23 protein-coding genes and 2 pseudogenes are annotated in these 26,022 nt (G+C 34.0%); 11 read left to right on the top strand and 14 right to left on the bottom strand.

Features of this window, described 5'->3' with window-relative positions:
- Positions 1 to 31 precede the first annotated feature (31 nt).
- From A9D35_RS08025 to A9D35_RS08010, 4 genes are all read right to left on the bottom strand, one after another.
- Entirely contained in the window at positions 32 to 1,144 is a 1,113-nt protein-coding gene (locus tag A9D35_RS08025) for a lactonase family protein (RefSeq protein ID WP_066221370.1), read from the bottom strand.
- A 123-nt stretch (positions 1,145 to 1,267) separates the two neighbouring features.
- On the bottom strand, positions 1,268 to 2,896 hold the full coding sequence (pruA, locus tag A9D35_RS08020; RefSeq protein WP_066221367.1) for an L-glutamate gamma-semialdehyde dehydrogenase: 1,629 nt from the start codon (positions 2,894 to 2,896) through the stop codon (positions 1,268 to 1,270).
- A gap of 177 nt (positions 2,897 to 3,073) precedes the next feature.
- Entirely contained in the window at positions 3,074 to 3,460 is a 387-nt protein-coding gene (gene apaG, locus A9D35_RS08015) for a Co2+/Mg2+ efflux facilitator ApaG/CorD (protein WP_066221364.1), read from the bottom strand.
- A gap of 109 nt (positions 3,461 to 3,569) precedes the next feature.
- Positions 3,570 to 4,823: a type IX secretion system plug protein gene (locus A9D35_RS08010; protein ID WP_066221361.1), complete on the bottom strand. Its 1,254-nt coding sequence runs from the start codon at positions 4,821 to 4,823 to the stop codon at positions 3,570 to 3,572.
- A gap of 193 nt (positions 4,824 to 5,016) precedes the next feature.
- Between A9D35_RS08010 and A9D35_RS08005 the strand changes: the two genes are divergently transcribed.
- The 6 genes and pseudogenes from A9D35_RS08005 to nqrF all read left to right on the top strand — a co-directional run bounded on the left by A9D35_RS08005 (position 5,017) and on the right by nqrF (position 11,085).
- Positions 5,017 to 6,372, top strand: a complete 1,356-nt coding sequence (locus tag A9D35_RS08005; RefSeq protein ID WP_066221358.1) for a Na(+)-translocating NADH-quinone reductase subunit A — start codon at positions 5,017 to 5,019, stop codon at positions 6,370 to 6,372.
- A 2-nt stretch (positions 6,373 to 6,374) separates the two neighbouring features.
- Positions 6,375 to 7,574, top strand: coding sequence for an NADH:ubiquinone reductase (Na(+)-transporting) subunit B (locus A9D35_RS08000; protein ID WP_066221354.1), 1,200 nt, complete (start codon positions 6,375 to 6,377; stop codon positions 7,572 to 7,574).
- A 2-nt stretch (positions 7,575 to 7,576) separates the two neighbouring features.
- Positions 7,577 to 8,328: pseudogene (locus A9D35_RS07995) on the top strand (Na(+)-translocating NADH-quinone reductase subunit C).
- A 3-nt stretch (positions 8,329 to 8,331) separates the two neighbouring features.
- Complete coding sequence (locus tag A9D35_RS07990) at positions 8,332 to 8,979, top strand: NADH:ubiquinone reductase (Na(+)-transporting) subunit D (protein WP_066221351.1); 648 nt, start codon at positions 8,332 to 8,334, stop codon at positions 8,977 to 8,979.
- Between the two features lie 72 nt (positions 8,980 to 9,051).
- Entirely contained in the window at positions 9,052 to 9,768 is a 717-nt protein-coding gene (nqrE, locus tag A9D35_RS07985) for an NADH:ubiquinone reductase (Na(+)-transporting) subunit E (RefSeq protein ID WP_066221348.1), read from the top strand.
- A 6-nt stretch (positions 9,769 to 9,774) separates the two neighbouring features.
- Positions 9,775 to 11,085, top strand: a complete 1,311-nt coding sequence (gene nqrF / locus A9D35_RS07980; RefSeq protein WP_066221345.1) for an NADH:ubiquinone reductase (Na(+)-transporting) subunit F — start codon at positions 9,775 to 9,777, stop codon at positions 11,083 to 11,085.
- 47 nt (positions 11,086 to 11,132) lie between these two features.
- On the opposite strand, the gene A9D35_RS07975 is transcribed toward nqrF, so the two are convergent.
- Entirely contained in the window at positions 11,133 to 11,588 is a 456-nt protein-coding gene (locus A9D35_RS07975; RefSeq protein WP_066225938.1) for a Na(+)-translocating NADH-quinone reductase subunit F, read from the bottom strand.
- 103 nt (positions 11,589 to 11,691) lie between these two features.
- On the opposite strand from A9D35_RS07975, the gene A9D35_RS07970 reads away from it, so the two are divergent.
- Both A9D35_RS07970 and A9D35_RS07965 read left to right on the top strand, forming a co-directional pair.
- Positions 11,692 to 12,069 carry a DUF8840 domain-containing protein gene (locus A9D35_RS07970; protein WP_066221342.1) on the top strand — a complete coding sequence of 126 codons (378 nt, stop codon included), beginning with the start codon at positions 11,692 to 11,694 and terminating at the stop codon, positions 12,067 to 12,069.
- Positions 12,070 to 13,056: an FAD:protein FMN transferase gene (locus A9D35_RS07965; protein ID WP_066221339.1), complete on the top strand. Its 987-nt coding sequence runs from the start codon at positions 12,070 to 12,072 to the stop codon at positions 13,054 to 13,056. It abuts the gene before it with no gap.
- 17 nt (positions 13,057 to 13,073) lie between these two features.
- Here the strand turns inward: A9D35_RS07965 and A9D35_RS07960 are convergent, their stop codons facing one another.
- From A9D35_RS07960 to map, 3 genes are read right to left on the bottom strand one after another with little or no spacing between them, the layout of a single operon-like run.
- Positions 13,074 to 13,442: a DUF423 domain-containing protein gene (locus A9D35_RS07960; RefSeq protein ID WP_066221336.1), complete on the bottom strand. Its 369-nt coding sequence runs from the start codon at positions 13,440 to 13,442 to the stop codon at positions 13,074 to 13,076.
- A 15-nt stretch (positions 13,443 to 13,457) separates the two neighbouring features.
- Entirely contained in the window at positions 13,458 to 14,222 is a 765-nt protein-coding gene (locus tag A9D35_RS07955; RefSeq protein ID WP_066221334.1) for a class I SAM-dependent methyltransferase, read from the bottom strand.
- Complete coding sequence (gene map / locus A9D35_RS07950; protein WP_066225933.1) at positions 14,222 to 15,040, bottom strand: type I methionyl aminopeptidase; 819 nt, start codon at positions 15,038 to 15,040, stop codon at positions 14,222 to 14,224. The genes A9D35_RS07955 and map overlap by 1 nt, the downstream gene beginning before the upstream one ends.
- Before the next feature lie 121 nt (positions 15,041 to 15,161).
- On the opposite strand from map, the gene A9D35_RS07945 reads away from it, so the two are divergent.
- Positions 15,162 to 16,436, top strand: coding sequence for an acetyl-CoA hydrolase/transferase family protein (locus A9D35_RS07945; RefSeq protein WP_066221331.1), 1,275 nt, complete (start codon positions 15,162 to 15,164; stop codon positions 16,434 to 16,436).
- 5 nt (positions 16,437 to 16,441) lie between these two features.
- Here the strand turns inward: A9D35_RS07945 and A9D35_RS07940 are convergent, their stop codons facing one another.
- Both A9D35_RS07940 and gpmI read right to left on the bottom strand, forming a co-directional pair.
- Positions 16,442 to 16,858, bottom strand: a complete 417-nt coding sequence (locus A9D35_RS07940; RefSeq protein WP_066221328.1) for a BT0820 family HAD-type phosphatase — start codon at positions 16,856 to 16,858, stop codon at positions 16,442 to 16,444.
- Between the two features lie 18 nt (positions 16,859 to 16,876).
- Positions 16,877 to 18,396, bottom strand: a pseudogene (gene gpmI, locus A9D35_RS07935) (2,3-bisphosphoglycerate-independent phosphoglycerate mutase).
- 503 nt (positions 18,397 to 18,899) lie between these two features.
- Between gpmI and A9D35_RS07930 the strand changes: the two are divergent.
- Positions 18,900 to 19,295 carry an ankyrin repeat domain-containing protein gene (locus tag A9D35_RS07930; RefSeq protein ID WP_066221324.1) on the top strand — a complete coding sequence of 132 codons (396 nt, stop codon included), beginning with the start codon at positions 18,900 to 18,902 and terminating at the stop codon, positions 19,293 to 19,295.
- 119 nt (positions 19,296 to 19,414) lie between these two features.
- On the opposite strand, the gene A9D35_RS07925 is transcribed toward A9D35_RS07930, so the two are convergent.
- From A9D35_RS07925 to A9D35_RS07915, 3 genes are all read right to left on the bottom strand, one after another.
- Positions 19,415 to 20,611 (bottom strand): IS256 family transposase, encoded by a 1,197-nt coding sequence (locus tag A9D35_RS07925; RefSeq protein WP_038527458.1) that lies wholly within the window; start codon positions 20,609 to 20,611, stop codon positions 19,415 to 19,417.
- A gap of 202 nt (positions 20,612 to 20,813) precedes the next feature.
- Positions 20,814 to 21,593: a zinc ribbon domain-containing protein gene (locus A9D35_RS07920; RefSeq protein ID WP_066221322.1), complete on the bottom strand. Its 780-nt coding sequence runs from the start codon at positions 21,591 to 21,593 to the stop codon at positions 20,814 to 20,816.
- Positions 21,594 to 21,596: 3 nt separating this feature from the next.
- The gene (locus A9D35_RS07915) at positions 21,597 to 22,691 is read right to left on the bottom strand and encodes a Nif3-like dinuclear metal center hexameric protein (RefSeq protein WP_066221320.1); all 1,095 of its coding nucleotides are present in this window, start codon (positions 22,689 to 22,691) and stop codon (positions 21,597 to 21,599) included.
- A gap of 53 nt (positions 22,692 to 22,744) precedes the next feature.
- Here A9D35_RS07915 and lpxK point away from each other — a divergent pair, with 53 nt between their 5' ends.
- Entirely contained in the window at positions 22,745 to 23,752 is a 1,008-nt protein-coding gene (gene lpxK, locus A9D35_RS07910) for a tetraacyldisaccharide 4'-kinase (RefSeq protein ID WP_066221317.1), read from the top strand.
- On the opposite strand, the gene A9D35_RS07905 is transcribed toward lpxK, so the two are convergent.
- A complete protein-coding gene (locus A9D35_RS07905) occupies positions 23,749 to 25,977 on the bottom strand; it encodes a tetratricopeptide repeat-containing hybrid sensor histidine kinase/response regulator (protein ID WP_066221315.1) in 2,229 nt (742 codons plus the stop codon). The two genes, lpxK and A9D35_RS07905, sit on opposite strands and share 4 nt — an antisense overlap.
- Between the last annotated feature and the right edge of the window lie 45 nt (positions 25,978 to 26,022).

Raw genomic sequence — 26,022 nt, 5'->3', positions numbered from 1 at the left:
GAGGCACCCTCCAAAATTGTATTTGGCCTAATTATTCAAATAATACACAAACCGGAGTTGGAGCGTTAATTTCGTCTGTAAACATTAATGTTCCTTCGTTTTTATTTCTTTTAAAGGCTACCAAATTATTGGAGTTTTGGTTGGCTACAACAATATAATTATTGTTTGGGGTTAACGAAAAGTTTCTGGGGTCCAGACCTTTTGTCGATTCGTGCCCTATTGGGTTGAGAGAGCCTTTAGTAGAATCGATTTTAAATATAGCAATGCTATTATGACCTCGGTTAGAGGTGTAAAGAAACTTACCGTCTAACGAAACATGTATGTCTGCACTTGTATTGTTGCCTGAAAAATTTTCTGGAAGCGTAGAAATACTTTCTTTAACGTGATATGTGGTGTCCGGTGATTTTTCTATCCGAGAGACCGTATTGTTTAATTCGTTTAAAACATAGATCCATTTGTTATTTGGATGAAAAGTTAAATGTCTTGGTCCTGCACCTTTTGCCATGTCTAATTTAAAAGGAGCAACAGGGTTTAAGGCTTTGGTGTTTGAATCTATTTTAGAAAACCACAATTGGTTGGTTCCTAAGTCAACCGAAATTATAGTGTTGCTATTAGGTTCAAACCAAGCCGAGTGGGCGTGTGGTGCTTCTTGTCTGCTTGTGGTGCCATTACCGTCATGTTGTTGAATATCTAAGACCTTTGTCAATAATCCATCATTTTGTAAGCTTGCTAGTGCTACTGTTCCACTTGAATAATTGGTAGCAAGCACATAATTATCGGAATTTGTAGTAACGAAACACGGATTGGTGCCACCAGAAGGAATGCTGTTTTTTAGTATTAAAGAATCGTTTTTAATACTAAAACAGGTGATGGATTCACTGCCTTCAAGATCTATTTCATTTGCTGCAATAAGATGTTTTTTATCTGAACTAAAACTTAAGAACGAGGGGTTTTCTGTTTTGGCAACTAATCCTATTTTTGTAAAAACTCCATCCGTATTTAGGGCGTATTTGTAAATGCCTTTACTGTTTTTAGAAGTATAAGTACCTACATAAAAAGCTAAACTCTCCTTGGTGTTTGTCGATTTATTCGAATTACAACTTGTTATTAAAATAAGACTAAAAATGGATAGAAGAGTTTTCATGTAACGTGGATTTGTTGTAAAACGAAGAAACAGATTTTTAAAGGAACACCCAAATTATATTTAATTTAAAAAAAAGCCTGTCTCGTTGTAAGACAGGCTTTTGTGTATGATTTTTACAGATTCTTACTCACCTAAAAATGGGTAACGGTAATCTGTAGGCGTAACAAAAGTTTCTTTAATCATTCTCGGAGATACCCAACGTAATAAGTTTTGTGGGCTACCCGCTTTGTCGTTCGTTCCAGAGGCTCTTGCGCCTCCAAAAGGTTGCATACCAACTACGGCACCGGTAGGTTTATCGTTTATATAGAAATTACCAGCTGCATTTTGTAAAGCTGTTGTAGCCTCAATAATGGCATAACGATCTTGTGCTAAAATGGCACCAGTTAAAGCGTATTCACTAGTTTCGTCAACTAATTTTAGAGTTTCGCTAAAGGCATCATCTTCATAAACATATATGGTTATTACAGGGCCAAAAAGCTCTGTGCTCATTGTTGTGTAATTAGGGTTTGTTGTTAAGATAACAGTTGGCTCTATAAAGTAACCTTTACTTTTATCGTATCCACCTCCAACAATAATTTCAGCATCTTTAGCAGCTTTAGCTTCATCTATATATTTAGCTAATTTATCGAAAGAACCTTCATGAATAACCGCAGTTACAAAGTTCGACATGTCTTCTGGTGACCCTTGTTTGAAAGAGTTTACATCTTCAATAACATAGTCTTTAACTTCGTCCCAAATACTTTTTGCTATGTAGGCACGAGAAGCAGCACTACATTTTTGTCCTTGGAATTCGAATGCACCTCTAACAATAGCTGTAGCTACTTGTTTTGGCTTAGCTGTTTTGTGTGCGACAATAAAATCTTTTCCACCAGTTTCACCTACAATTCTTGGGTACGTTTTGTAGTTGTGAATATTGTTCCCAATTTTTTTCCAAAGTTCTTTAAAAATATGTGTAGAACCTGTAAAGTGTAATCCAGAAAAATCTGGGCTAGACATGACAACATCGGTAATCATTTCGGCATCACCAAAAACAACGTTAATCACTCCTGGAGGAACACCAGCTTCTTCAAAAATATCCATAATTACTTTGGCAGAATATACTTGGCTGTCGCTAGGTTTCCAAACAACAACATTTCCCATTAAAGCCATACAAGCTGGTAAGTTTCCTGCTATTGCTGTAAAGTTAAAAGGTGTTACTGCGTATGTAAATCCTTCAAGAGGTCTGTATTCAATTTTATTCCAAGCGTCGCTTGTACTTTCTGGTTGTTCATGGTAAATGTCTGTCATGAACTGTACATTAAAACGTAAAAAGTCTATCAATTCGCAAGCCGAATCAATTTCTGCTTGATGTATTGTTTTAGATTGTGCAATCATGGTTGCAGCATTAATTTTATCTCGGTAAGGACCTTGAATAAGTTCGGCTGCTTTTAAGAAAATTCCTGCTCTGTGTTCCCAAGGCATTTGAGACCATGCTTTTCTAGCTTCAAGAGCAGTTGCAATAGCATCTTCTACATGAGATTTTTCAGCTAAATGATATTGACCAACCACGTGTTTGTGATCGTGCGGAGGAGACATCGTTCTGGTATTTCCAGTTTTTACATCTTTTCCGTTAATATATAGAGGTACATCAACTTTGCTATTAAAAAGTTCCTTGTAAGCCGCTAAAACAGATTCGCGTTCTGGAGATCCAGGAGCATAACTCCTTACAGGTTCGTTAATGGCAATTGGTGTGTTAAAAAATCCTTTTCCCATAATAATATAAGTTTATTGAGTTTGTTAAATTAGAACCAAAGGTACAATATTTATCTTGGTTGCTAGATTTAGAATGTCCTAAAAACTCGTTAAAATAGGGGGAAATATCAGTCTTTTAATAAAGAAGCAAAATATAAAAAGAAGGATGGAAAATTTTGAAATGAAAGTTAATGTGTTCTAATTTATAGCAAACGGAGCACTTAACTTGAAAGTAGGGATTATGACTTTAAATTTTTTGGTATTATTTAAGTTGACCATATTGTAGAAACCGCGCATAGCGCCAAAAGGAGAGGTTAGCATGCAGCCTGACTTGTAAGAATGAGACTCGCCAGGTTTAAGAACAGGCTTGTAGCCAATAACACCTTCGCCAGAAACAATTTCAACATTATTTAAGGCATCAAGTATAGTCCAGTGACGCGCATTTAGCTGTACTGAATCTTTACTTTGATTTTCTATAGTAACTTTATATTCAAAGGCATACTGTATTTTATAATTTCTATAAAATGTACCTTCAAAAGAAGTTTCTACCGAGATTTTTATGCCTCTTGTAACCTGTTGAACCATATATATCTTCTTGATTAAGAGTGTGTTTTGTTTGTCAAAAATACGAAATAAATTGATATATCACGAATTTTGCCTTTCCTGTATTGTTAAAAATAATATTAAAAAGCTGTTAATTTGATAGATTTAAAGAGCTCGCTTCTCCAATTCCAATAATTTTATCGTATCGTCCGCCTAAGTCGCGGTAGTACACAATGACTTTATAATCGTTTTCTGTTTGATAAAAATTTCCACTTATAAAGCCTTCATCAACTTGCCCAGTCTCTTCTTGAACTACAAATTTGTAATTGTAGAATCCTTGTTTTAATAGCATGGCATTTTCGTAAACCCCTTTGTCTTGGTTGTAGGTCATTTTGGTTGTTTCATTAACATCGTAATTATTGAAATTGCCATACACATGTACACTTTTATTTATAGGCACTTCATCGGCAAGGAGAGAAAAATGGATCCAGGCATAATCGGCTTCAATATTTGGGTATTCGGAATCTATATTGTTAATTACAAAATTTCCGTTTATATCTGGGTTGTAGGTGTAAGGTTTGTATTTTCTAACCCCATTAGTAAAAAGGTAATTGTTGTAAAGCTCTTGTAGGTCTACGAAATTAATACCAGAGTTAGCCACTCGAATTTCCTTGTTTTCAAAATATAAGTATTCATTACCGGCCCAAAAAGTAGTTTCGGTATTATACTTATAAATTAAATCGTTCCCCATTGTGTACATTGGTTTTACATTGTTAATGGCTGTTTTTAAATTATTGTTCTGAATAATTGTTGTTTTAACAGTTTGTAAGGGGTTGTTAAATAGAATGGTATTGGAATTTATTAAAAGGTCGACAGTTTGTTTTTCGTTTAAATATTTTACATCTCTAGACAGTTTAATAGTTACTCCAACATTTGCACCTCCTTCGTTAACCATAAATTTTCTAGAAAACATAAGCTCGTCGCTTTCATTGTAAACTTTTATCATATAATTACCAGAAACCTTTAAACTTCTAACTTGATTGTTAGGAATGGTAAGCACGTAATGGGAGTATAATTGATAGGTGTTAAAAGAGTTGTCGTATTGTGTAATACGCTGTTTGTCGAATCCATCAATATACTCAGACCGCATTAAAGAGGTAGGTGTCCAATCGTAATTAAAATATTCAATAGAGTAATAAAAGTCGTCTTCATTACCATTAAGGGCATCAAATTCAAGTTGTAACACATCGCCTAAATTTATAATTGGCAAAATACTTACATCTGTATCTCCTTTAAAGGTTATGGTTTTTATATAGTCGGGTGGACTAGTTTCTTCTTGTATTTGAGCAAAAGATGAGCCGAAAACAAAAGAAAAAAATATGAAGGTGTAAATTTTATAACTCATTTTTGTACATTTAAAGGGTAAATATAAGGAAATTTAAAACCTTGTCTTACTTTGTAATTTAGAATAATTATAAATAATTAAGATAAATTATAATTCGTACTGTTTTATCTTTTTATTCTTAAATTTGCACCGATTTTTCGATTGTTTTAGTATTGAAATCAGTCTAACTATTATTAATAAATAGATTTATAATATGTCAAACGACATTAAAATTACAAAAGGTCTAGACATTAAGCTAAAAGGTGAAGCAGAAAAAGCTTTAGAAAGTGCTGTAGTAAGCAATACCTATACTTTAAGGCCAGAAGACTTTCACGGAGTTATTCCAAAATTAGTTGCAAGAGTAGGAGATAAATTAAATGCAGGAGATCCTGTTTTTTATGATAAATCTTACGAGTCTGTTAAATTTGTTTCGCCTGTTTCAGGTGAAATTGTTGATATTTTACGTGGTGAAAAACGTAAAATTTTAGCAATAAAAATCCAAGCAGATAAAGCGCAAGTTTATAAGGAAAACGAAAAAATCAATATTAACGCTGCAACACCAGAAGCCATAAGTCAATATTTGCAGGAAACAGGATGTTGGGTGTTTATTAAGCAACGACCTTACGACATTATTGCTAACCCGACAAAATCGCCAAAAGCTATTTTTATTTCGGGATATGATAGTGCGCCTTTAGCGGTTGATCTAGATTTTGCTTTACAAGGAAAAGAGGCTGAATTACAAGCTGCTGTTTCTGCGTTAGGAAAATTAACAACAGGTAAAGTTCATGTGTCTGTTAAAAACGGATCGAATTCCCCTTTAGCAGGATTACAAGGTGTAAGTGTACATAAATTATCTGGGCCGCATCCGGTAGGGAATGTAGGAACTCAGATCAATAAAATTGATCCGGTTAATAAAGGGGAAGTGGTTTGGACTATTAATCCGCAAGACCTTGTAATTATAGGTGAATTATTGTTAACTGGTAAGTTTAATGCCGAGCGTATTGTGGCTTTAGTAGGATCTTCGGTTAAGAAACCAAGATACTTTAAAACTAAAATTGCTAGCGAAATAGCAACGATAGTTTACGATAACGGAATAGAACAAAACGGTAATAATCGTATTATTTCTGGTAATGTATTAACTGGGAAACAAGTTAAGCCAGATGGTTATTTAGGATATTATAGTAATTTAATTACGGTTATACCTGAAGGAGACGATTATGAGTTTTTAGGATGGACAATGCCTATCTTCAATAAAATTTCTACATCGAGAGCTTTAACCTTTTCTTGGTTAAGTCCGAATAAAAAATACGATTTAAATACAAATACAAACGGAGAGCATAGAGCTTTTGTGTTAACGGGTAATTACGAGAAGGTTTTTCCTTTAGATATTTTTCCAATGCAAATTCTTAAGTCTTGTATGTATAAAGATTTAGATGAAATGGAAGCACTTGGTATGTACGAGGTTGCTCCAGAAGATTTTGCGTTAACAGAATTCGTTTGTGTATCTAAACAACCACATCAAGAAATTATCAGAAAAGGTTTAGATGTAATGATTAAAGAAATAGGGTAATCATGAGTTTAAAAAGTAATTTACATAATTTAAAAGAGAAGTATAAAGGAACCAAGATGGCTCCGGCGTTTAATGCATTGCATACGTTTTTATACTTGCCAAATGAAACCACTCATAATGGTACTCATATAAAAGTAGCCGACGATTTAAAGCGTACGATGAATACGGTTATTTTGGCAATGGTACCATGTTTGATTTTCGGTATGTTTAATGCCGGTTATCAGCATTTTGCAGCTATGGGTGCTCCTGTAGAATTTTTATCTTGGGATGCATTTTATATTGGATTAATTAAAGTTATACCGCTACTAGTCGTGTCTTACGGTGTAGGTTTAGGTATAGAATTTATATTCGCAACCATTAATAACCACGAAGTAGAAGAAGGGTATTTAGTAACAGGAATGTTAGTGCCTTTAATTGTACCAATTGATATTCCATTATGGATGTTAGCGGTTGCAGTTGCTTTTGGTGTGGTTATAGGGAAAGAAGTTTTTGGAGGAACCGGGATGAATATCCTAAACCCTGCGTTAACTATACGTGCCTTTTTATTCTTCGCATATCCAACTTGGATGTCTGGAGATAAAGTATGGGTTCACGGCGCTGTAGAACGTACTCAAGAAATTGCAGCGGGAGCAAATGTCGATGCTATATCGGGAGAAACCATATTAGGTAGTCTTGCACAAGGGCATCATATTAACTATTCGTTGTCTGATATGTTCTTCGGGTTTATACCGGGGTCTGTAGGAGAAACATCTACATTCTTAATCCTATTAGGAGGTTTGTTTTTAATCTTTACTAAGATTGGAAGCTGGAGAATTATGGTGTCTGCAGTATTAGGAGCTTTAGTAATGGGATTAATTTTTAATGGTGTTGCCTCTTCAGGAATGATTTCTGAAACGAGTAAGTTTTACTCTTTAATGAATACAGAATTTTGGCATCATTTATTAATTGGTGGTTTTGCTTTTGGTGTTGTTTATATGGCAACAGATCCAGTAACAGCATCGCAAACCAATAAAGGAAAATGGATTTACGGATTTTTAATTGGATTCTTATCAATAATGATTCGTGTTTTCAACCCAGCATACCCAGAAGGAGTAATGCTTGCAATTCTATTAATGAATGTGTTTGCTCCAACTATCGATCATTACATAATTCAAGGTAATGTAAAGAAAAGAATGAAACGTTTAAAAGTAAAAACGGCTTAACAATGGAAAATAGAACAGACAAAAATTCATATACCATTATATTTGCTATCGTGATGGTTGTAGTAGTAGGTGCTTTATTAGCCTTTACTGCATCTTCATTGAAGCCTAGAATTACCGAGAATCAACGTATCGAAAAGCAGCAAAACATTTTGTATGCTATGGGCGTTAATGATAATACAGAAGGTAGCGCAGTGTTTGTATCTACAAAAGATGCACCAGAGTTGTTCCAAAAATATATTACTAAGCAATTGGTAATACATAATGGTGAAACTACAGAGAATGACCAAGCGTATTTAATAGATCTTAAAAAGACAAATCTGCTGCTGCTGGCGATGCTTCAAAAAGAAACTTACCTGTGTTTGTAGGAGAAAAGGATGGTAATACCTTATATGTAATTCCAATCTATGGAAAAGGATTATGGGATGCTATTTGGGGCTATGTTTCTGTAGATAAAGACATGGTTGTTCATGGTGCTTATTTCGATCATAAAGGAGAAACACCTGGGTTAGGAGCCAATATTAAAGAACGTTTCTTTATGGACGACTTTATTGGTGAGCATTTACTAGACGCTTCAGGTAATTTTAAAGGAATTACAGTGGCTAAAGGAAATGCAGATCCTAAGAACGAAGATAAAACAGATAATGCAGTCGATGCAATTGCTGGAGCTACTATTACAGGTGACGGAGTTACAGCAATGATTAAAAGCGATTTAAAGCTTTACAAACCTTTTTTCGATAATTTAAAAAACAATTAATTTATGGCACTTTTATCAAAAAAAGACACTAAGTTAATCACTGATCCTTTGTTGGATAATAACCCTATTACTATTCAAGTATTAGGTATATGTTCAGCGTTAGCAATTACAGCGCAATTAAAGGCGTCTATCGTAATGGCTGTATCAGTATTGGCAGTGTTAGGAATCGGGAATGTTGTTATTTCTTTAATGAGAAATATTATTCCTTCAAAAATTAGAATTATTGTACAATTAGTTGTTGTTGCCGCCTTGGTAATTATTGTCGATCAAGTATTAAAAGCATTCTCATACGAATTAAGTAAAACACTTTCTGTATTTGTTGGTTTAATTATTACTAACTGTATAATCATGGGGCGTTTTGAGGCATTTGCTTTAGCAAACGGACCTTGGAGATCGTTTTTAGATGGTATAGGAAATGCTGCCGGTTACGGATTAATTCTTGTTATTGTGGGATTCTTTAGAGAGTTATTAGGTTCTGGTACGTTATTAGGATTTAAAGTTTTAGGTGATCCAATTGAAAAAACTGGACTATATGCTTTAGGATATGAAAACAACGGATTTATGCTTTTATCGCCTATGGCTTTAATAGTAGTTGGAATTATTATCTGGGTACAACGTAGTAGAAATAAAGCTTTAATTGAAGATCATTAATTAGTAGTGAGCTATTAGTAATGAGGTTTTAGAGTCTCAATGCTAACAACTCAATACTCAATATTAAAAAATATGGAACATATAGAATTATTTTTAAAATCGATTTTTATAGACAACATGGTATTTGCCACGTTCCTTGGAATGTGTTCTTACCTTGCGGTATCTAAAAAAGTTAGTACTGCTGTGGGGCTTGGAGCTGCTGTAATTTTTGTGCTTGCTATAACTGTACCTTTAAACTGGTTATTAGATCAGTATTTATTACAACCAGGTGCTTTAAAATGGTTAGGTGCAGAATATGCAGATTACGATTTAAGTTTCTTATCATTTATCATGTTTATTGCTACCATTGCTACCATGGTACAATTAGTGGAAATTATTGTTGAGAAATTCTCACCTTCATTATACAACTCTCTAGGTATATTCTTACCACTTATTGCGGTAAACTGTGCTATTTTAGGAGGTTCTTTATTTATGCAATCTCGTGAAATTCCTTCTATAGGTTTGGCAACAACTTACGGTGTGGGGTCAGGAATTGGTTGGTTTTTAGCAATTTTAGCTATTGCTGCTATTCGTGAAAAAATTAGATATTCAAATGTACCTCCCGCTTTAAGAGGGTTGGGAATTACCTTTATTATTACTGGATTAATGGCTATCGGATTTATGAGTTTTGGTGGTATGTTAACAGGTGGTGATGACGAAGGTGCAAAAGAAGAGAAAACAGTAAAGGTAGAAACTCCTAAAACAGAAAATGTAAACGAGTTAGCCAATAATACTAAAGTAATCAACTAAGATATCATGACGATTTTAGCAGCAAGTACAACAGGAACAATAATTGCAACGGTAGTAGCTTTTTTAATTATTTTGTTACTATTAGTTACATTATTATTAGTTGTAAAACAAAAATTATCACCATCTGGTCCTGTAAAGATTAAAATAAATGGTGAAAAGGAGATAGAAGTGGCTTCTGGAGGAAGTTTACTTTCTACTTTAGGAAATAATAAAATATTCTTACCATCGGCTTGTGGTGGCGGGGGTACTTGTATTCAGTGCGAGTGTCATGTTTTAGAAGGTGGAGGAGAAGCTTTACCTACAGAAACACCTCACTTTACAAGAAAAGAATTACAACACGGAGCTCGTTTAGCTTGTCAAGTTAAAGTTAAGCAAGACATGGAAATTACAATTCCAGAAGAAGTATTCGGAATTAAGAAATGGGAAGCAACCGTAGTTCGTAATTATAATGTAGCCTCATTCATTAAGGAGTTCGTAGTAGAAATTCCTGAAGACATGAATTATAAAGCTGGTGGATATATTCAAATTGAAATTCCAGAATGCGAAGTAAAATTTGCAGACATGGATATTACTGCACACCCAGAAGAGCACGAAACTCCAGATAAGTTTCAAGAGGAATGGGATAAGTTTAAATTATGGCCTTTGGTCATGAAGAATACAGAAATCGTAGAGCGTGCTTATTCTATGGCTTCTTACCCAGCAGAAGGACGTGAAATTATGTTGAACGTTCGTATTGCAACACCACCTTTCGATCGTGCTAAAAACGGTTGGATGGATGTAAATCCTGGGATTGCATCATCTTATATCTTTTCAAGAAAAAAAGGTGATAAAGTAGTAATTTCTGGTCCTTACGGTGAATTCTTTATTAATGAATCTGATGCTGAAATGTTATATGTAGGTGGAGGAGCTGGTATGGCACCAATGCGTTCTCACTTATATCACCTATTCAAAACATTAAAAACAGGACGTAAAGTTACCTATTGGTACGGAGGTCGTTCTAAACGTGAATTGTTCTATTTAGAGCACTTCTACGAATTAGAAAAGGAATTCCCTAACTTTAAATTCTATTTAGCATTATCTGAGCCTTTACCAGAAGATAACTGGAAAGTTAAAGAAGATATAGATGCTCCAGGAGATGGTTTTGTTGGGTTTGTTCACAACGTGGTTATCGACAATTATTTAAGCAAACATGATGCTCCAGAAGATATTGAATTGTATTTCTGTGGTCCTCCATTAATGAACAAAGCTGTTCAGAAAATGGGTGAAGACTTCGGATTACCTGATGAAAATATCAGATTTGATGACTTTGGAGGATAACATCCTAAATATTATAATTAAAAACCGATTCAATAGAGTCGGTTTTTTTATGCCGGAATGTTTTCTAACTTATTAGGTTGTGGCTCATACTCAAACAACTTATTACAGTCCATAATATTTGGTATGCCATCAAATTCACATAATAGGGACACCACAGCACTTAGTCCATTAAACAAGTTGTCTTTATTTGTTGGATGTTTTGGTTTTTTGTTTTTATAATGTAGCGGAAGTTCGTAACCACAAGCTTCCAAAAAAGTGGCTTCAATTTGTAATAACTCCTGTGGTGTATATCCGTTAAACCGTCTTCCTAAATTTTGATGGACTTGCCCCAAATAGTTTAATGTTGTGGAACCATGCTCATCAGATAAATGTTTCCAATAATCCATATTATCTAATAGGTTTCCAACAGCACATTGTTTACAGCATTCTGGGTGTAAATTATCGTTATGGAAGGCATTATATAATTTATTGATGGCAACATCAAATCGATTTGTAGTTTTCATAATTACTGTTTTGATACCCATTAAATTACAAAAAAAATCAACTAGTTTAAATTTGTGATTTCAAAATTTAGTTCGTCAACAATAATAATAGTAATTTTGTAGTATGAGCAAAGCCTTATCTAAACAAGAACTACACAATTTAGCAATGAACCACGTTGGAAAAGAATTGGAACAACGCGGATTCGAGTTTGTGGCTATTAATAGTAAATTAAAGCGTCACCCTCAATTTGTTTGTATCGATGCAAACGGGCAGTATTTTTTTGTTATTGTTCGTGCCGTACTTCTTCCAGAAAACCCTAACAATTACGATGTGGTGTGGATGGAAACGTTTAAGGACCATGCGCGTTCCAAAGATGCAAAAGTGTTATATGCTGGTGTTGGGTTGGGTAATCCGAAAGGTGAAGAGCTCCCTGTGTATTTAAATGAAGAGTATTTAATAGAATATAACGGCATTCAAGTTATAGAAACCCATCTGAATTAAATGAAACGCATCCCCTTATTTTTCCTACTTATTATTTTAGTTTTTTCATGTAACTCATCTCCAGAAAATGTTAAGTTATCTGGCCCCGTTTTTGGAACTTCCTATTCTGTGCAATATTTTTCTAAAAACGGTATAAATTATCAGAAACAGTTTGATAGTTTATTTACGGTGGTTAATCATTCTATGTCTACATATATACCAGATTCGGATATATCAAAAGTTAATAAGAATGAAGTTTTTACTATAGACGATCACTTTGTGCATGTTTTTGATGCATCTAAATCTATTTATAAGTTAACAGATGGTGATTTCGATCCAACCATTGGGGTTTTGGTTAATGCGTGGGATTTTGGGCCAGAAAAGGAAATAATTGGGTTAGATAGTCTTAAAATAGGGCATTTAATGCAAAGTGTTGGTTTAGAAAAAGTATCTAGAAATGGCCATAAAATTATTAAACAAGATCCAAACACCTTTTTAGATTTTAATGCGATTGCAAAAGGCTACGGAGTAGATGTTATTGGAAGGTTTTTAGAATCTAAGAATATTTCTAATTATTTGGTTGAAATTGGTGGAGAAATTAGAACTAAAGGTAAAAACATAGAGAAAAATAAACCATGGAAAGTGGGCGTAGAAATGCCTCATTTTGATGGTACACAATCTTTAATTCGTGCCATTGAATTACAAGATGAAGCTATGGCAACTTCAGGAACTTATAGAAAATTTAAGGTTGATAGTTTAGGAAATAAATTTTCTCATATTATAGATCCGCATTCTGGTTATCCTAGTAAAACCAATCTTTTAAGCATTTCGGTAATCGCTAAAGATTGTATGACTGCCGATGCATATGCTACCGCATTTAAAGCCATGGGTATGGATAAAGTGAAGGCGTTTGTAAACCGAAACCCAGAATTGAAAGTGTTCTTAATATATGAAACAGGAAAGCAAGAATTAGGTATGCTTTCTCTTAATGGGTTTCCCGAGAATTAGTTCCTTTTAGAAAAAGACTAAAACAAATTAATTAAGATTAGTAACCAACCACTAACTAAAAGTAAACCGCCCAGTGGCGTTACGGGGCCTAAAAACCTAATTTTTTTACCTTTAGAGTCTGATAAGACCAATCCGTAGATACTAAACGAAAAAAGTATAATTCCTAAGGTAAAACACCAATATGTTGCTGCGGTTATTGTTCCAGAGTACATGCCCAAGGCTAAAAGAACAATGGCATGATACATTTGGTATTTTACGCCAACTTCAAAACTTTGCAGTTGGTCTGTAGTTAAAATTTTCTTTAAGGCATGAGCACCAAATGCACCAAATATTACGGCTAACATACCAAAAATGCTTCCTGTTGCTATAATAACATGTTGTGTCATATATTCTAGTTGTTTTTATTTGTAAACCACAGGTATGATTTCGCCTTTAGCTAGGCAATACTTCGTGATTTCAGTATCCGATAGTGTAGCGGTATAATTTACTGGATCTACTTTAAAACCTATAGTTCTCAGTTTATCAAAATAATCTAAGCCATATACACGAACATGATCATATTGTCCGAATATTCTAGCGCGTTCTTTTTGATCTGTTATAGAATCATCCTCAAACGTCGTAGCTCTAGATAAATCTTGTGGAATTTGTAGAATTCCCATGCCTTCAGGCTTTAAAATCCGATATAATTCTTGCATTGCCTTGGTGTCGTCTGGAATATGTTCTAAAACGTGATTACATAAAATAACATCGAAACTATTATCTTTAAATGGTAAATTGCAGATGTCTGCTTTAACATCAGCCAATGGCGATAATAAGTCGGTAGTGGTATAATCTAAATTCTTTAAAGCTCTAAAACGTTTGTAAAATGCCTGCTCGGGAGCAAAGTGTAAAACTTTTTTATGCGCGGTGAAAAAGTCCGTTTCCTGTTTAAGATATAACCATAATAATCTATGGCGCTCTAAAGATAAGGTAGAAGGCGATAATACATTATTGCGTTGGGTGCCATATCCGTAAGGTAAAAAAGATTTAAAGCTTTTGCCATCTATAGGATCTGTAAAGGTGTCACCTTTAAGGGCTGCGGCCATAATAGGGCGTACCACATAACTCAAACGAATAAGTAATGGTCTGGGAATGGTATTTAAAACGAATTTAAAAAGTGATTTCATTAAAGTACAAACGCCGTTTGTCTAAACTCATCTTCTTCGTTGGTTTTTATACCTAAGGCATCGTGGACATAAGCAAAAGTGGAAAGTAATTCAGCTTTTCCGTCAACGATAGCGACATCATGTTCAAAATGAGCACTCGGTTTATTGTCTTGGGTTGTAATGGTCCAACCATCGCGATGTTGTTTAATGCGCTGGGTTCCTAAATTAATCATAGGTTCAATAGCTACTACCATACCTTCAACAAATTTCTTACCACGACCACGTCTTCCGTAGTTAGGCATTTCAGGATCTTCATGCATTTTTCGTCCTAATCCATGTCCCACTAATTCACGAACAACACCATAACCGTGAGATTCGCAATAGTTTTGAATTGCAAAACCTACATCACCTACACGTTTACCTACTTTAAGTTCGCGTAATCCAACGTAAATTGATGCTCTAGTAACGTCTAGTAATTTTTGAGTTTCTGGAGCAATCTCACCAACAGCAAAGGTGTAAGCATGATCGCCATAAAAGTCATTTTTTAATGCCCCACAATCAATAGAAATAATATCGCCTTCTTTTAACGGTTCTTTGTTTGGTATACCATGTACAACTTGTGCATTCGGACTCATACAAAGCGTATTCGGGAAATCATAAAGGCCTAAAAAACCAGGTATGGCACCGTGATCACGGATACATGTTTCTGCAATTTTATCAAGTTCTAATGTAGATATTCCAGGTTTTACGGCTTTTGCTAATTCACCTAAAGTTTTAGATACGATTAAGGCACTTTCGCGCATTAATTCTATTTCTTCTCGTGTTTTTACTATAATCATGACTATAAAATATGCTGCAAAGATACTTAAAAATACCAAGTTAATTTGTTTAAATGGACTATGACTTTTGACAGTTTTTTTGCCTTAAAAATTGTTGTAATTTGTAGCAAAATTAAGATGTATGTATAAGCCTGTAAACGCAGCAGAGGCGGTAAAAATTATAAAGTCTAACGATAGAGTATATGTTCATGCAGGTGCGGCGGTACCCCAGCTATTATTAAATGCGATGACCGAGCGGCATGAAGAGCTAAAAAATGTAGAGGTTTGCCATATCATTATTCATGGGGAAGCTCCGTATGCTAATCCAAAATTTCACGAGAGTTTTCATGTAAATTCTTTTTTTATTGGGAGTAATGTAAGGCATACTATTAAAGCAGGAAACGGATCGTATACCCCTGTTTTTTTAAGTGAATTACCTTTATTATTTAAACGAAATATAGTCGATTTAAACGTGGCTTTAATTCATGTATCTGTTCCAGATGCACATGGGTATTGCTCTTTAGGAGTTTCGGTTGAAGCCACCTTAGCAGCTATAGATAATGCAGATTATGTAATAGCACAGGTTAATAAACAAATGCCACGTACTTTTGGTGATGGCATTATGCATATTTCTGAAATTGATGCCTTTGTGGAATGCGACGAGCCATTACCAGCGCATAATATTCCTGCACCTACAGAAGTTGAACAAAAAATAGGGGCGTATATCGCTAACATGATTGAAGATAAAAGTACACTGCAAATGGGAATTGGTACTATTCCAGAGGCGGTGTTAGCTTTGTTAGGCAATCACAAAGATTTGGGCTTACATACCGAAATGTTTTCTGATGGCGTTATCGATTTAATTTTGAAGGATGTTATTAATGGGAATTATAAGACCATAAACCCTGGTCGTGCTTTAGCTACTTTTCTAATGGGAACTCAAAAATTATACGATTATGTAAACGATAATCCTTATATAGAATTACGAACTTCCGATTATACTAACGATGCTGCTATTATTAAGCAAAATCCTAAAATGGTGGCCATTAATTCGGCTATTGAAATAGATTTAACGGGGCAGGTTTGTGCAGATTCTATTGGCTCTACCTTGTATTCAGGTGTAGGCGGACAAATGGATTTTGTTAGAGGTGCTTCTTTAAGCGAAGGCGGAAAAGCTATAATAGCATTACCATCTGTAACTAAAAAAGGAGTTAGTAGAATTGTACCCGCATTAAATTCTGGAGCTGGAGTAGTAACAACACGATCACATGTACAATATGTTGTAACCGAATATGGTGTAGCCGATTTATACGGAAAAACAATCGATCAGCGTGTAAAAGCATTGGTTGGCATTGCACACCCAGATCATCGCGAATCGATAGATCGAGATTATTTTAACTTAATCCGTGGTAATTAAAACTATTATTTTTTAAAAAGAGAGGAGAAAAATCCTCTCTTTTTTTCTATACCACTCGGATCAAATTTAGGATCGGATAGCAGTTGGTATATCTCTCCCCATCCTAAAAATCCGCCAACATTTCTATCATCGATAAAAATATCGGCGTTGATTTTTCTGCTTTTTGATTCGTCATACTGTTCTTCAGGAAAACTACTATTCACGGCATAAAAAATAATGCCGTTCTCTTTACAGAAATCGACAGCATCCTGTAATGGTTGGCCACATCTGTATGTCCAAAGAATAAGACGGTGACCATCTTTTTGAAGCCTTTTTAAAGTTTCAAAAGCAAATGTTTTAGGTTTCCCCACTCTAGGGTAGGCATCCTCCACAATGGTTCCGTCAAAGTCTATAGCAATAATTAGTTTATCTTGAAAAATCATTAAGTAGATCTTGTGTTTTTAGTCAATTAACGAATGTCTTGTCATTGCTTCTGGTTGCGGAACACCGATTAATTTTAAAATGGTTGGTGCCATATCTCCTAAAACGCCATCCTTGATTTGCTTTAATTCGTTATCAATTAAAATTAAAGGTACCGGATTTGTTGTGTGTGCTGTATTTGGAGAACCATCTGGATTTATCATGGTTTCGCAATTTCCGTGATCGGCAATTAAAAGGGTAGTATAACCGCTTTCTAGGGCTGTCGTAACAACTTGTTCTACGCAATCATCTACAGCTTCACAAGCTTTAATGGCGGCTTCCATAACTCCTGTATGACCAACCATATCGCCATTAGCAAAGTTTAGGCAAACAAAATCTACGTCACCTTTCTTTAATTCTGGAATAAGTGCATCTTTTAGTTCGTGAGCACTCATTTCTGGTTGTAAATCGTAAGTCGCTACTTTTGGAGAGTTTTTCAAGATACGAGATTCGCCTTCAAACGGTTCTTCTTGTCCGCCAGAAAAGAAAAATGTAACGTGTGGATACTTTTCTGTTTCCGCAATTCTAATTTGTTTCTTGTTGGCTTTAGATAGAACTTCCCCTAAAGTATCTGTAAGGTTATCTTTATTAAAGATAACTTTTATGTTGTTAAAATTCTCATCATAATTAGTCATTGTAACATAATACAAGTCTAATTTATGCATGTTTTGTTCGTGAAAATCTGTTTGCGATAAAGCCTCTGTTAATTCACGACCTCTATCGGTTCTGAAGTTAAAAAAGATAACAACATCTCCTTCTTTCACTTGTGCAAGAGGCGTTCCGTTTTCGTCGCAATGTACAATTGGTTTTATAAACTCGTCTGTAATTTTGTTCTCGTAGTTTTTAGAAATTGCTTCGGCAACATTAGTGGTACGTTCTCCTTCACCATTAACAATACCATCGTAAGCAAGTTTAACACGCTCCCAACGCTTATCTCTATCCATCGCGTAATAACGACCAACAATAGATCCTATTTTGGCTGGAGTATCTTTTATATGGGCTTCTAATTCGTTAACAAAACCTAATCCAGAATGCGGATCTACGTCACGACCATCTGTAAACCCATGAACAAAAACATCTTTAAGTCCAGCTTCATCTGCAGCGTCTAACAATCCGTATAAATGTTTAATATGCGAGTGTACACCTCCAGAACTTAATAATCCTAAAAATGAACGGGTTTATTGTTGTCTTTCGCATATTGAAATGCATCTGCTAGTACCTTTTCCTGACCTAAAGTTTTATCTTTTACAGCTAAATTGATTTTAACTAAATCCTGATAAACAATACGTCCGGCACCTAAATTCATATGTCCAACTTCACTGTTTCCCATCTGTCCTTCTGGTAAACCAACATTTTCACCATCTGTGCGTAATTGCGCACTTGGGTACTTGGTATATAAAGAATCGATAAAAGGTGTGTTGGCATTGTCTATAGCCGATACTTTTGGGTCTGGAGATTTCCCCCAACCATCTAGTATCATTAAGATGACTTTTTTATTCATAATAGATTTTATTTTGAATGTAAAGATAAAAGTTTAAAATGGCTTTAGATAAATATTTGAATGACAAATTAAGGGTTTTTGCGTTTTTCGTAGGATTTTTAATCTAAACAGTTTTTCAATCGATTTTTCTTTAATAAAACATTAACAAATTTGAAGTCAAATAGTTATTCGTGAATTTTTCTTCTACAAAACTGTAACATATTTTTTTAGAATCGTCTTTAAGGTACAATCAAAATCAAAAATTAAATCTTAAAAACGTATTCATCATGAGAAAAATCGAAAGTTATTATTCAAATTTTAGGCAGTATTCTGAGCCAGAATTAAGGCCTTCAACACATTACAAATTTAGTAGTCAATTAAGGGATATTTTGGTCTGAAATAGGTCATTTTTATCTAATGTTAAATCGATGTTAAATTTGTGTAATTCGTAAAATTTAAGCTTCTAATAGTCTAATTATTATTAAATTTGTAAAAAATTCCTATTATTTTAAATATACTGTATTATGAAAAATGTATTATTAGTTATCGCATTCGTATTTGGAGCCGTTTCAACAAACGTTCAAGCTTCTAATTTTATTTCTAATTCAAGTTCAAATACACTTGAGGTAAGTGTGTATAAATCTGATGTTAATTTATTATGTACTTCTATAGCAAAAGGAGATACTGAAATCGTTAAAAAATTGATTGCAAACGGAGAAAACGTAAATAGAAAATCTAACGGACTTACTCCAGCAATGTACGCAGCAAAATATAATAGAGTTGAAATTCTTCAACTTTTAATTGAAAATGGAGCTAATCTAAGAACTCGATGCAATAAAGGGTATACTGCTTTAGATTATGCAAAAGCAACTAATGCTAAAGACGCTCAACAAATTATTGAAGCTGTAGTAGTAAGATAATAACACCAAGACAAACAAACTAATTTATTAATGAAAGAGGATGCCTATTATGGGTGTCCTCTTTTTTTTAGACACTATCCTAAAAAGTGTGTAAGTTCAAAATTTCAGGGTTAGGTTATTTATAACTTAATCCTGTTTTCAAATATAGCTAAAAATTGATTTAGTATCACTCCCCAATTTCTGATTGGCATGGTCCATTTTTTAGTGCTTTCTCTCAAAGCTAAAAACACGGATTTCATAACTGCTTCATCGGTTGGAAACGAGAGTTTGTTTTTTGTGTATTTCCGTATCTTTCCATTTAGGTTTTCTATAAGATTTGTGGTGTAGATTATGGTTCTTATTTCAATAGGAAAATCAAAGAATACTGTAAGCTCATCCCAATTATTTTCCCAACTTTTAATGGCGTAAGAATATTTAGAATCCCATTTAGTTTTGAAGTCATTTAAAGCAGCTTTTGCAGCTTCTTTTGTAGGAGCAGTATAGATTTGCTTCATGTCACGAGTAAATTCCTTTTTGTCCTTCCAGACCACGTAACGACACGAATTTCTTATTTGATGCACAACACAAATTTGAGTCGTTGATTTCGGAAAAATAGTTTTAATAGTATCCGTAAATCCATTTAAATTATCGGTAGCTGTGATAAGTATATCTTGAGTTCCTCGAGCTTTAATATCGGTTAAAACACTCATCCAAAAGGCTGAAGATTCATTTTTACCTAACCATAATCCTAGGACTTCCTTTTTGCCATCTGTTCTCAGGCCTACTGCAATATAAATAGTCTTGTTTATGACTTTAGAGTTTTCCCTAACTTTAAATACGATGCCATCCATCCAAACAATTAGGTAAGTGGCCTCCAAAGGCCTGTTCCGCCAAGCAATAACATCTTCTGTAATCTTATCTGTAATCCTTGAAATAGTGGATGTAGAAATATTAAAATCGTACAGCTCACGTATTTGTTCTTCAATATCACTGTTACTCATGCCTTTGGCATAAAGCGATATAATAATATTTTCGATGCCTTCTGTTGTACTTTCTCTTTTCTTTACAATTAAAGGATTAAACGAACTATCACGGTCTCGAGGAACTTGAATCTCTGTTTCTCCTAAAACGGATTTTAATTTCTTTTTAGTGTAACCATTTCGAAGGTTGGCTGCTTTGCTTTTTTTGTGCTTATCGTAGTCTAAATGGGCATCTAGTTCCCCTTCTAGTAACTTCTCAATACCACGTTTGTGCAACTGTTCTAAAAAGGATGTTAGCTCTGGTGCATTCTTGAATTGTTTTAAAAAGTCTTCGTTTAATAAATCTTCTGGTTTCATAAGTGTGTAAAAGTTAAAATTAATGAATAAAAAAATCTCAGATTAATATTTAACCTGAGATTTTAAAACTTACACAGTTTATGAGATACTACCTTTTTTTATGCTAGTAATTTCTTTATGGAACTTGATGCTAAACTTAAGGCATAAAAAAACCGTCTAAAATATAATTTTAAACGGTTTTTGATTTTGTATTAGGAACGGATTAAAACTTTGCGAAAAGCTTTTCCATTTTTTCTTTTTGTTCTAAAGCTAAAGCTTCATCTACTAAGATTCTTCCACTGTGCTCATCTGTAATTATTTTTTTACGAGATGCAATTTCCATAATCACCTGTGGTGGAATGGTGAAGAAAGATCCTCCAGAAGCGCCTCTTTCTACAGCAACAACAGCTAAACCATTTTTAACGTTAGTACGAATTCTTGTATAGGCCGTTACTAATCGCTCTTCAATTAAAGTCTTGTACTCGTCAGATTTTTTAATTAAAGCCAACTCTTCTTTTTCAGTTTCAGCTAAAATAGCATCTAATTCACCTTTTTTGTGTTTTAAATGCGCTTGACGTTCTTTAGAGCGTTCTTTAGTTTGATTAATTACCTCCTTCTTTTGTTCAATTTGAACTTTGAATTCTTTAATGTGCTTTTCAGCTAATTGAATTTCTAAATCTTGGAATTCAATTTCTTTTGTTAGTGAGTTGTATTCTCTGTTATTTCTAACATTTTTTTGTTGCTCACTGTATTTTTTAATTAAAGATTTAGCCTCTTCAATTAAATTCTTTTTAGATTTAATTTCTTCGTCTAAAGTTTCTAGACTCGCATCTAATTTCTCAAGTCTTGTGTGTAGTCCAGCAACTTCATCTTCTAAATCACGTACCTCTAAAGGTAGTTCTCCGCGAACGTTTCTAATTTCATCAATCCTAGAATCGATAAGTTGTAGATCGTATAAAGCTCTTAAACGTTCTTCTACAGTTACTTCTTTACTTTTTGCCATACTTTAAAAATACTTAACAGGGTTTGTGTCAGTCTTTGATAAAACGATTGCAAAATTAGTAATTTTTTTTGTAAGAAGTGCTACTAAACCGTTTTTTGTAAACTGTTCGCTTTCAAAATGCCCGATATCGGCCAAAATCAGCTTATTTTCTGCCGAAAAAAAGTCGTGATATTTTAAGTCTGAAGTTATAAAAGCATCAACTTCAGTCCGTTTTGCGTTAGGAATAGCGAAACTTCCTGAACCTCCTAAAACGGCAATCTTTTTTATAGGTTTCTGTAATAAAGCACTATGACGAATACAGGCTGTATTCATTTTAGTTTTTACATACGATAGAAAATCTGCTTCACTCATTTCGGTTTCAAATTCGCCTACCATTCCAATTCCAATATCTTGGTTTTGGTTCTCTAGAGTAATTATTTCGTAAGCTACTTCTTCATAAGAATGGGTGTTGAATAAGGCTTTCAAAATTTTAGACTCTAAATGTTTCTCAAAGACAACCGAAATCTGAGTTTCCTCTTCGTAGTGAAGTGTTCCTTTTTCACCTTTGGTCGGGTTAGCGTTCGAATTTCCGTTATATGTACCCACGCCATCGGTATTAAAACTGCAATCTGAATAATTTCCTATATGTCCTGCACCAGCAGCAAACAGAGCTTTGCGTAAAACTTCAGCTTCTGTTTTAGGAACATAGGTTGTAAGTTTTTTTATGGTGTTTTTTTGCGGAACCAATATCGACGTGTTAACCAGGCCAAGTTGTTCGCAAATCATTGCATTTACACCTTGAATATGGTTGTCTAAAGCTGTGTGAATGGCATAAATTGCAATATTGTGTTTTATGGCTTTTAAAACCACGCGCTCCACATAGGTTTTCCCTGTTAGTGATTTAAGTCCTTTAAATATTATAGGATGAAAGCTTACAATTAAATTGCAGTTATTTGCAATGGCTTCATCTATAACAGGCTCTAAAGTGTCTAAAGTGACCAAAACTCCAGTTAATTTCTGATTTTTATCACCTACAAGTAAACCAACATTATCGAAATCTTCGGCATATTGTAAGGGTGCAAAATCTTCAAGATGATTTATAACGTCTTGAACAATCATAATATTTTTGGTATTAGGTTTAAAACAAAGATAAAATATTTACTTTCGTTACAATGAAATTATTGCGTTACATCTTCTTTCCTATCGTGCCAATATATTATAGTGTAACTTGGGTGCGAAATAAATTGTACGATTTGGGTGTACTAGAATCTAAGTCGTTCGATTTTCCTGTAATATGTGTGGGGAATTTAAGTGTTGGAGGAACAGGTAAAACACCAATGATAGAATATTTAATTCGCTTGCTTAAAGACGATTATAAAGTTGCGACTTTAAGTCGGGGTTATAAACGCAAAAGCGAAGGTTTTCAAATAGGAGCTCCTGGTGTTACAGCTGATGTTTTAGGTGATGAACCTTTTCAATTCTACTACAAATATGCCGATAAAATTAAAGTTGCAGTTGATGCAAATAGAGTAGAAGGCATAGAGAAATTAAGAGCTACAACACCAAAACCTGAAGTTGTTTTGTTAGACGATGCCTATCAACATAGAAAAGTAAAAGCCGGATTCAATATTGTGTTAACCACTTTTTCTAATACGTATACGTCTGATGTTGTTTTACCAACAGGAAATTTAAGAGAACCTAAAAGTGGAGCAAAACGTGCAGATGTTATAATCGTTACAAAATGTCCGGTAAGCATTACAGTTTTAGAGAAGAAAGCTATACTACAAGCGATTAAACCTGAGCTGCATCAACACGTGTTTTTTAGTTCTATTAGCTATGCAGATCACGTTATTTCTAAAAGAAAACAAGTGCCATTAGAGCAAGTTCCTAAATTCACCTTAATTACCGGAATTGCAAATCCAGCACCTTTAGTAGAGTATTTAAAGGAAAAAGGGTTGGATTTTGAACACTTGAACTTTAAGGATCATCACGATTTTAGTGCGGAAGAGCTTGATGTATTTAAGCAGAAACCATTTATAATTACTACAGAAAAAGATTTTATGCGCTTAAATCAGTTTTCGTTTCTCGAAGACAGTTTATTCTATTTAAGTATAGAAGCTGTTTTAGATCGACCTTTAGTTTTTAATCAAACTGTGACCAAGTTTATAAAAACATTTTAGCTCATTTTTTGTTTATTACCAATTACGGCGCTGTATAATTTCTTCTCAAACTCATCTTGTTTAAACGGCTTAGAAATAATATCGTCGAAACCAGCTTCTTCAAACTCGTGCATTTTATCTTCAATGGTAACAGCGGTTAAAGCAAAAATGTTTAATTCTCTATCGAAGGTTCTAATGATTTTAGTGGCTTCAATCCCGCTAATTCCAGGCATATGTATATCCATTAAAACAACATCGTAATGGTTGTTCTTCACTAAATCTACTGCTTCTTCACCATTATCTACAACATCGCACATCAGCTTCATTTTAGTCAGAATCTTTTTAGTAATCATTTGGTTGATTTTGTTGTCCTCAACGACTAAAATTTTAATGTTACTTAATTCTAAATCAGAAACATCTTTAAAATAATTTTTACGGTCTTCTACAACCACCTCGTCATTGGTATGTTTTAACGGGATTTCAAAAAAGAAAGTAGTTCCTTTATTTAGTTCACTTTTAAGATTGATTTTTCCATTTAAAATGTCAATCAAACCTTTAACAATAGATAAACCTAAACCGGTACCTCCGTATTTTCTATTAATTTGAATAGAGCCTTGAGAGAAACTTTCAAACATATGTTTCTGTTTTTCCTCGGTAATACCAATTCCGTTATCTTCAATTTCAAATTTTAAGGTGTAAATGTTGTCTTTAATTTTCAACTTTTTAACGCGAACCCAAATGTCTCCGTCTTTCGTAAACTTTATAGAGTTTCCTATTAAATTGATAAGGATTTGAGATATTTTTATCTGGTCGGCATTAAAGGTTGTAGGAACATCGTTACCGTACTCGAAATGAATTTTTACATTATTGTCTTCGGCAGAATTGTTTAATGCTGAAATAACATTTGCTATCGTCTTTTTTAAATCGAATACTTCATATTCAATATCTACTTTATTAGCTTCAATTTTATTAATTTGAAGGATGTCGTTTATAAAGGTTAGCAAATAATCGCCAGAAAATTTTAATGATTTTAAGTGCTGAATTTGATCTGGCTTAGGGTTTTCGTCCAATAACATATTGGTTAAACCTGTTACGGCATATAGCGGTGTTCGTAGTTCGTGAGTTACAGTCGATAAGAAGTTGGCTTTGGTTTTTGATGCCAATTCGGCTTTTTCTTTCGCCAGAATAAGTTCGCCGTTTTTCTTGTGCAACATATTATTGGTTTTTAACCTTATGTTGTTGTTTTTGTATAAAGACAAGGTTAATAACGACAGAATAGTAATTAAGGCAATACTTAAAATCGTAGCTAATTTGTTTAAACTTTTGTCAACTTTTAATTTCTCTAAATCGGCCTCTTTTTCTTTTTGAAACTGGGTTTGATCGTCTAAAATAAATTTAGCACGCTTTTCTGGAGATAGATTTTTACGCTTAAGCTCGAGTAAAGTTTCCGAAAGCGCGATATGGTTTTTTAAATACTGCGTAGAAAGCTTATAATTACCTAGCTTCTCGTTTAATTCGCTTAAAATTAAATATCCATGGCTTAGCACATCGGTAAAACTATTACTTTCTGCCAATATCAAACCTTGGTTTCCTAATTTAAGCGCCGTGTCGTTATCATTTAAATAATAATATACTTTGGCTTGATAGATTAGAGCACTACTTCTAATTTTTGTTAAATCGTAGCGTTGGGCTAAGGCTAAAGATTTATCTATTCGCTCTCTAGCTTTTCTGTATTGCTTTAAATACATGTAAGCCTTTCCTTCGTTTAATAGGACTTCGGCAGCAAATTCGTCTAAGTTTTCTTGTTCAAAAAGAGTTAAAGAAGCTGTGAAATAAATTAAGGCCTGTTCGTAATCTTTTAACGTCATATAAACGTTACCCAAGGTTTTGTAGGTTTCGGCAATGTTAATGTTATCCTTAGCAAAACGTTGTACTTCTATCGCTTTGGTTAAGGTTTTAATTGCTTCTTCTGGCTCTTCAATAATATATTCAAGTTTCCCCAGTTTAGAATAAATTAAACCAATACTTTTTTTATTCTGAATGTTTTCAGCAAGTTTTAAAGCGGTCTCTAATTTTTTCTTGGCCGGATAATAATTATTATTGTCGATATCGTATTGCGCCTGGGTAATGCGATAATCTATAGTGTTTTGTATGGTTTCGGGGTCGGTGCTTAAAGTATTCTGCGCATTAACAACGAAGGTTAGCAGCATAAGAATTCCCCAGATATAATTTTTGATGTTAATCATGTAAACGTCAGCTTTACGTGTAAATTAATTTTACCCGTTAAAAGT

It is taken from the genome of Formosa haliotis (assembly GCF_001685485.1).
Lineage (GTDB): Bacteria > Bacteroidota > Bacteroidia > Flavobacteriales > Flavobacteriaceae > Formosa > Formosa haliotis.
The sequence above is the reverse complement of the archived record's forward strand: the minus strand, read 5'-3'. Positions and strand labels throughout refer to the sequence as shown.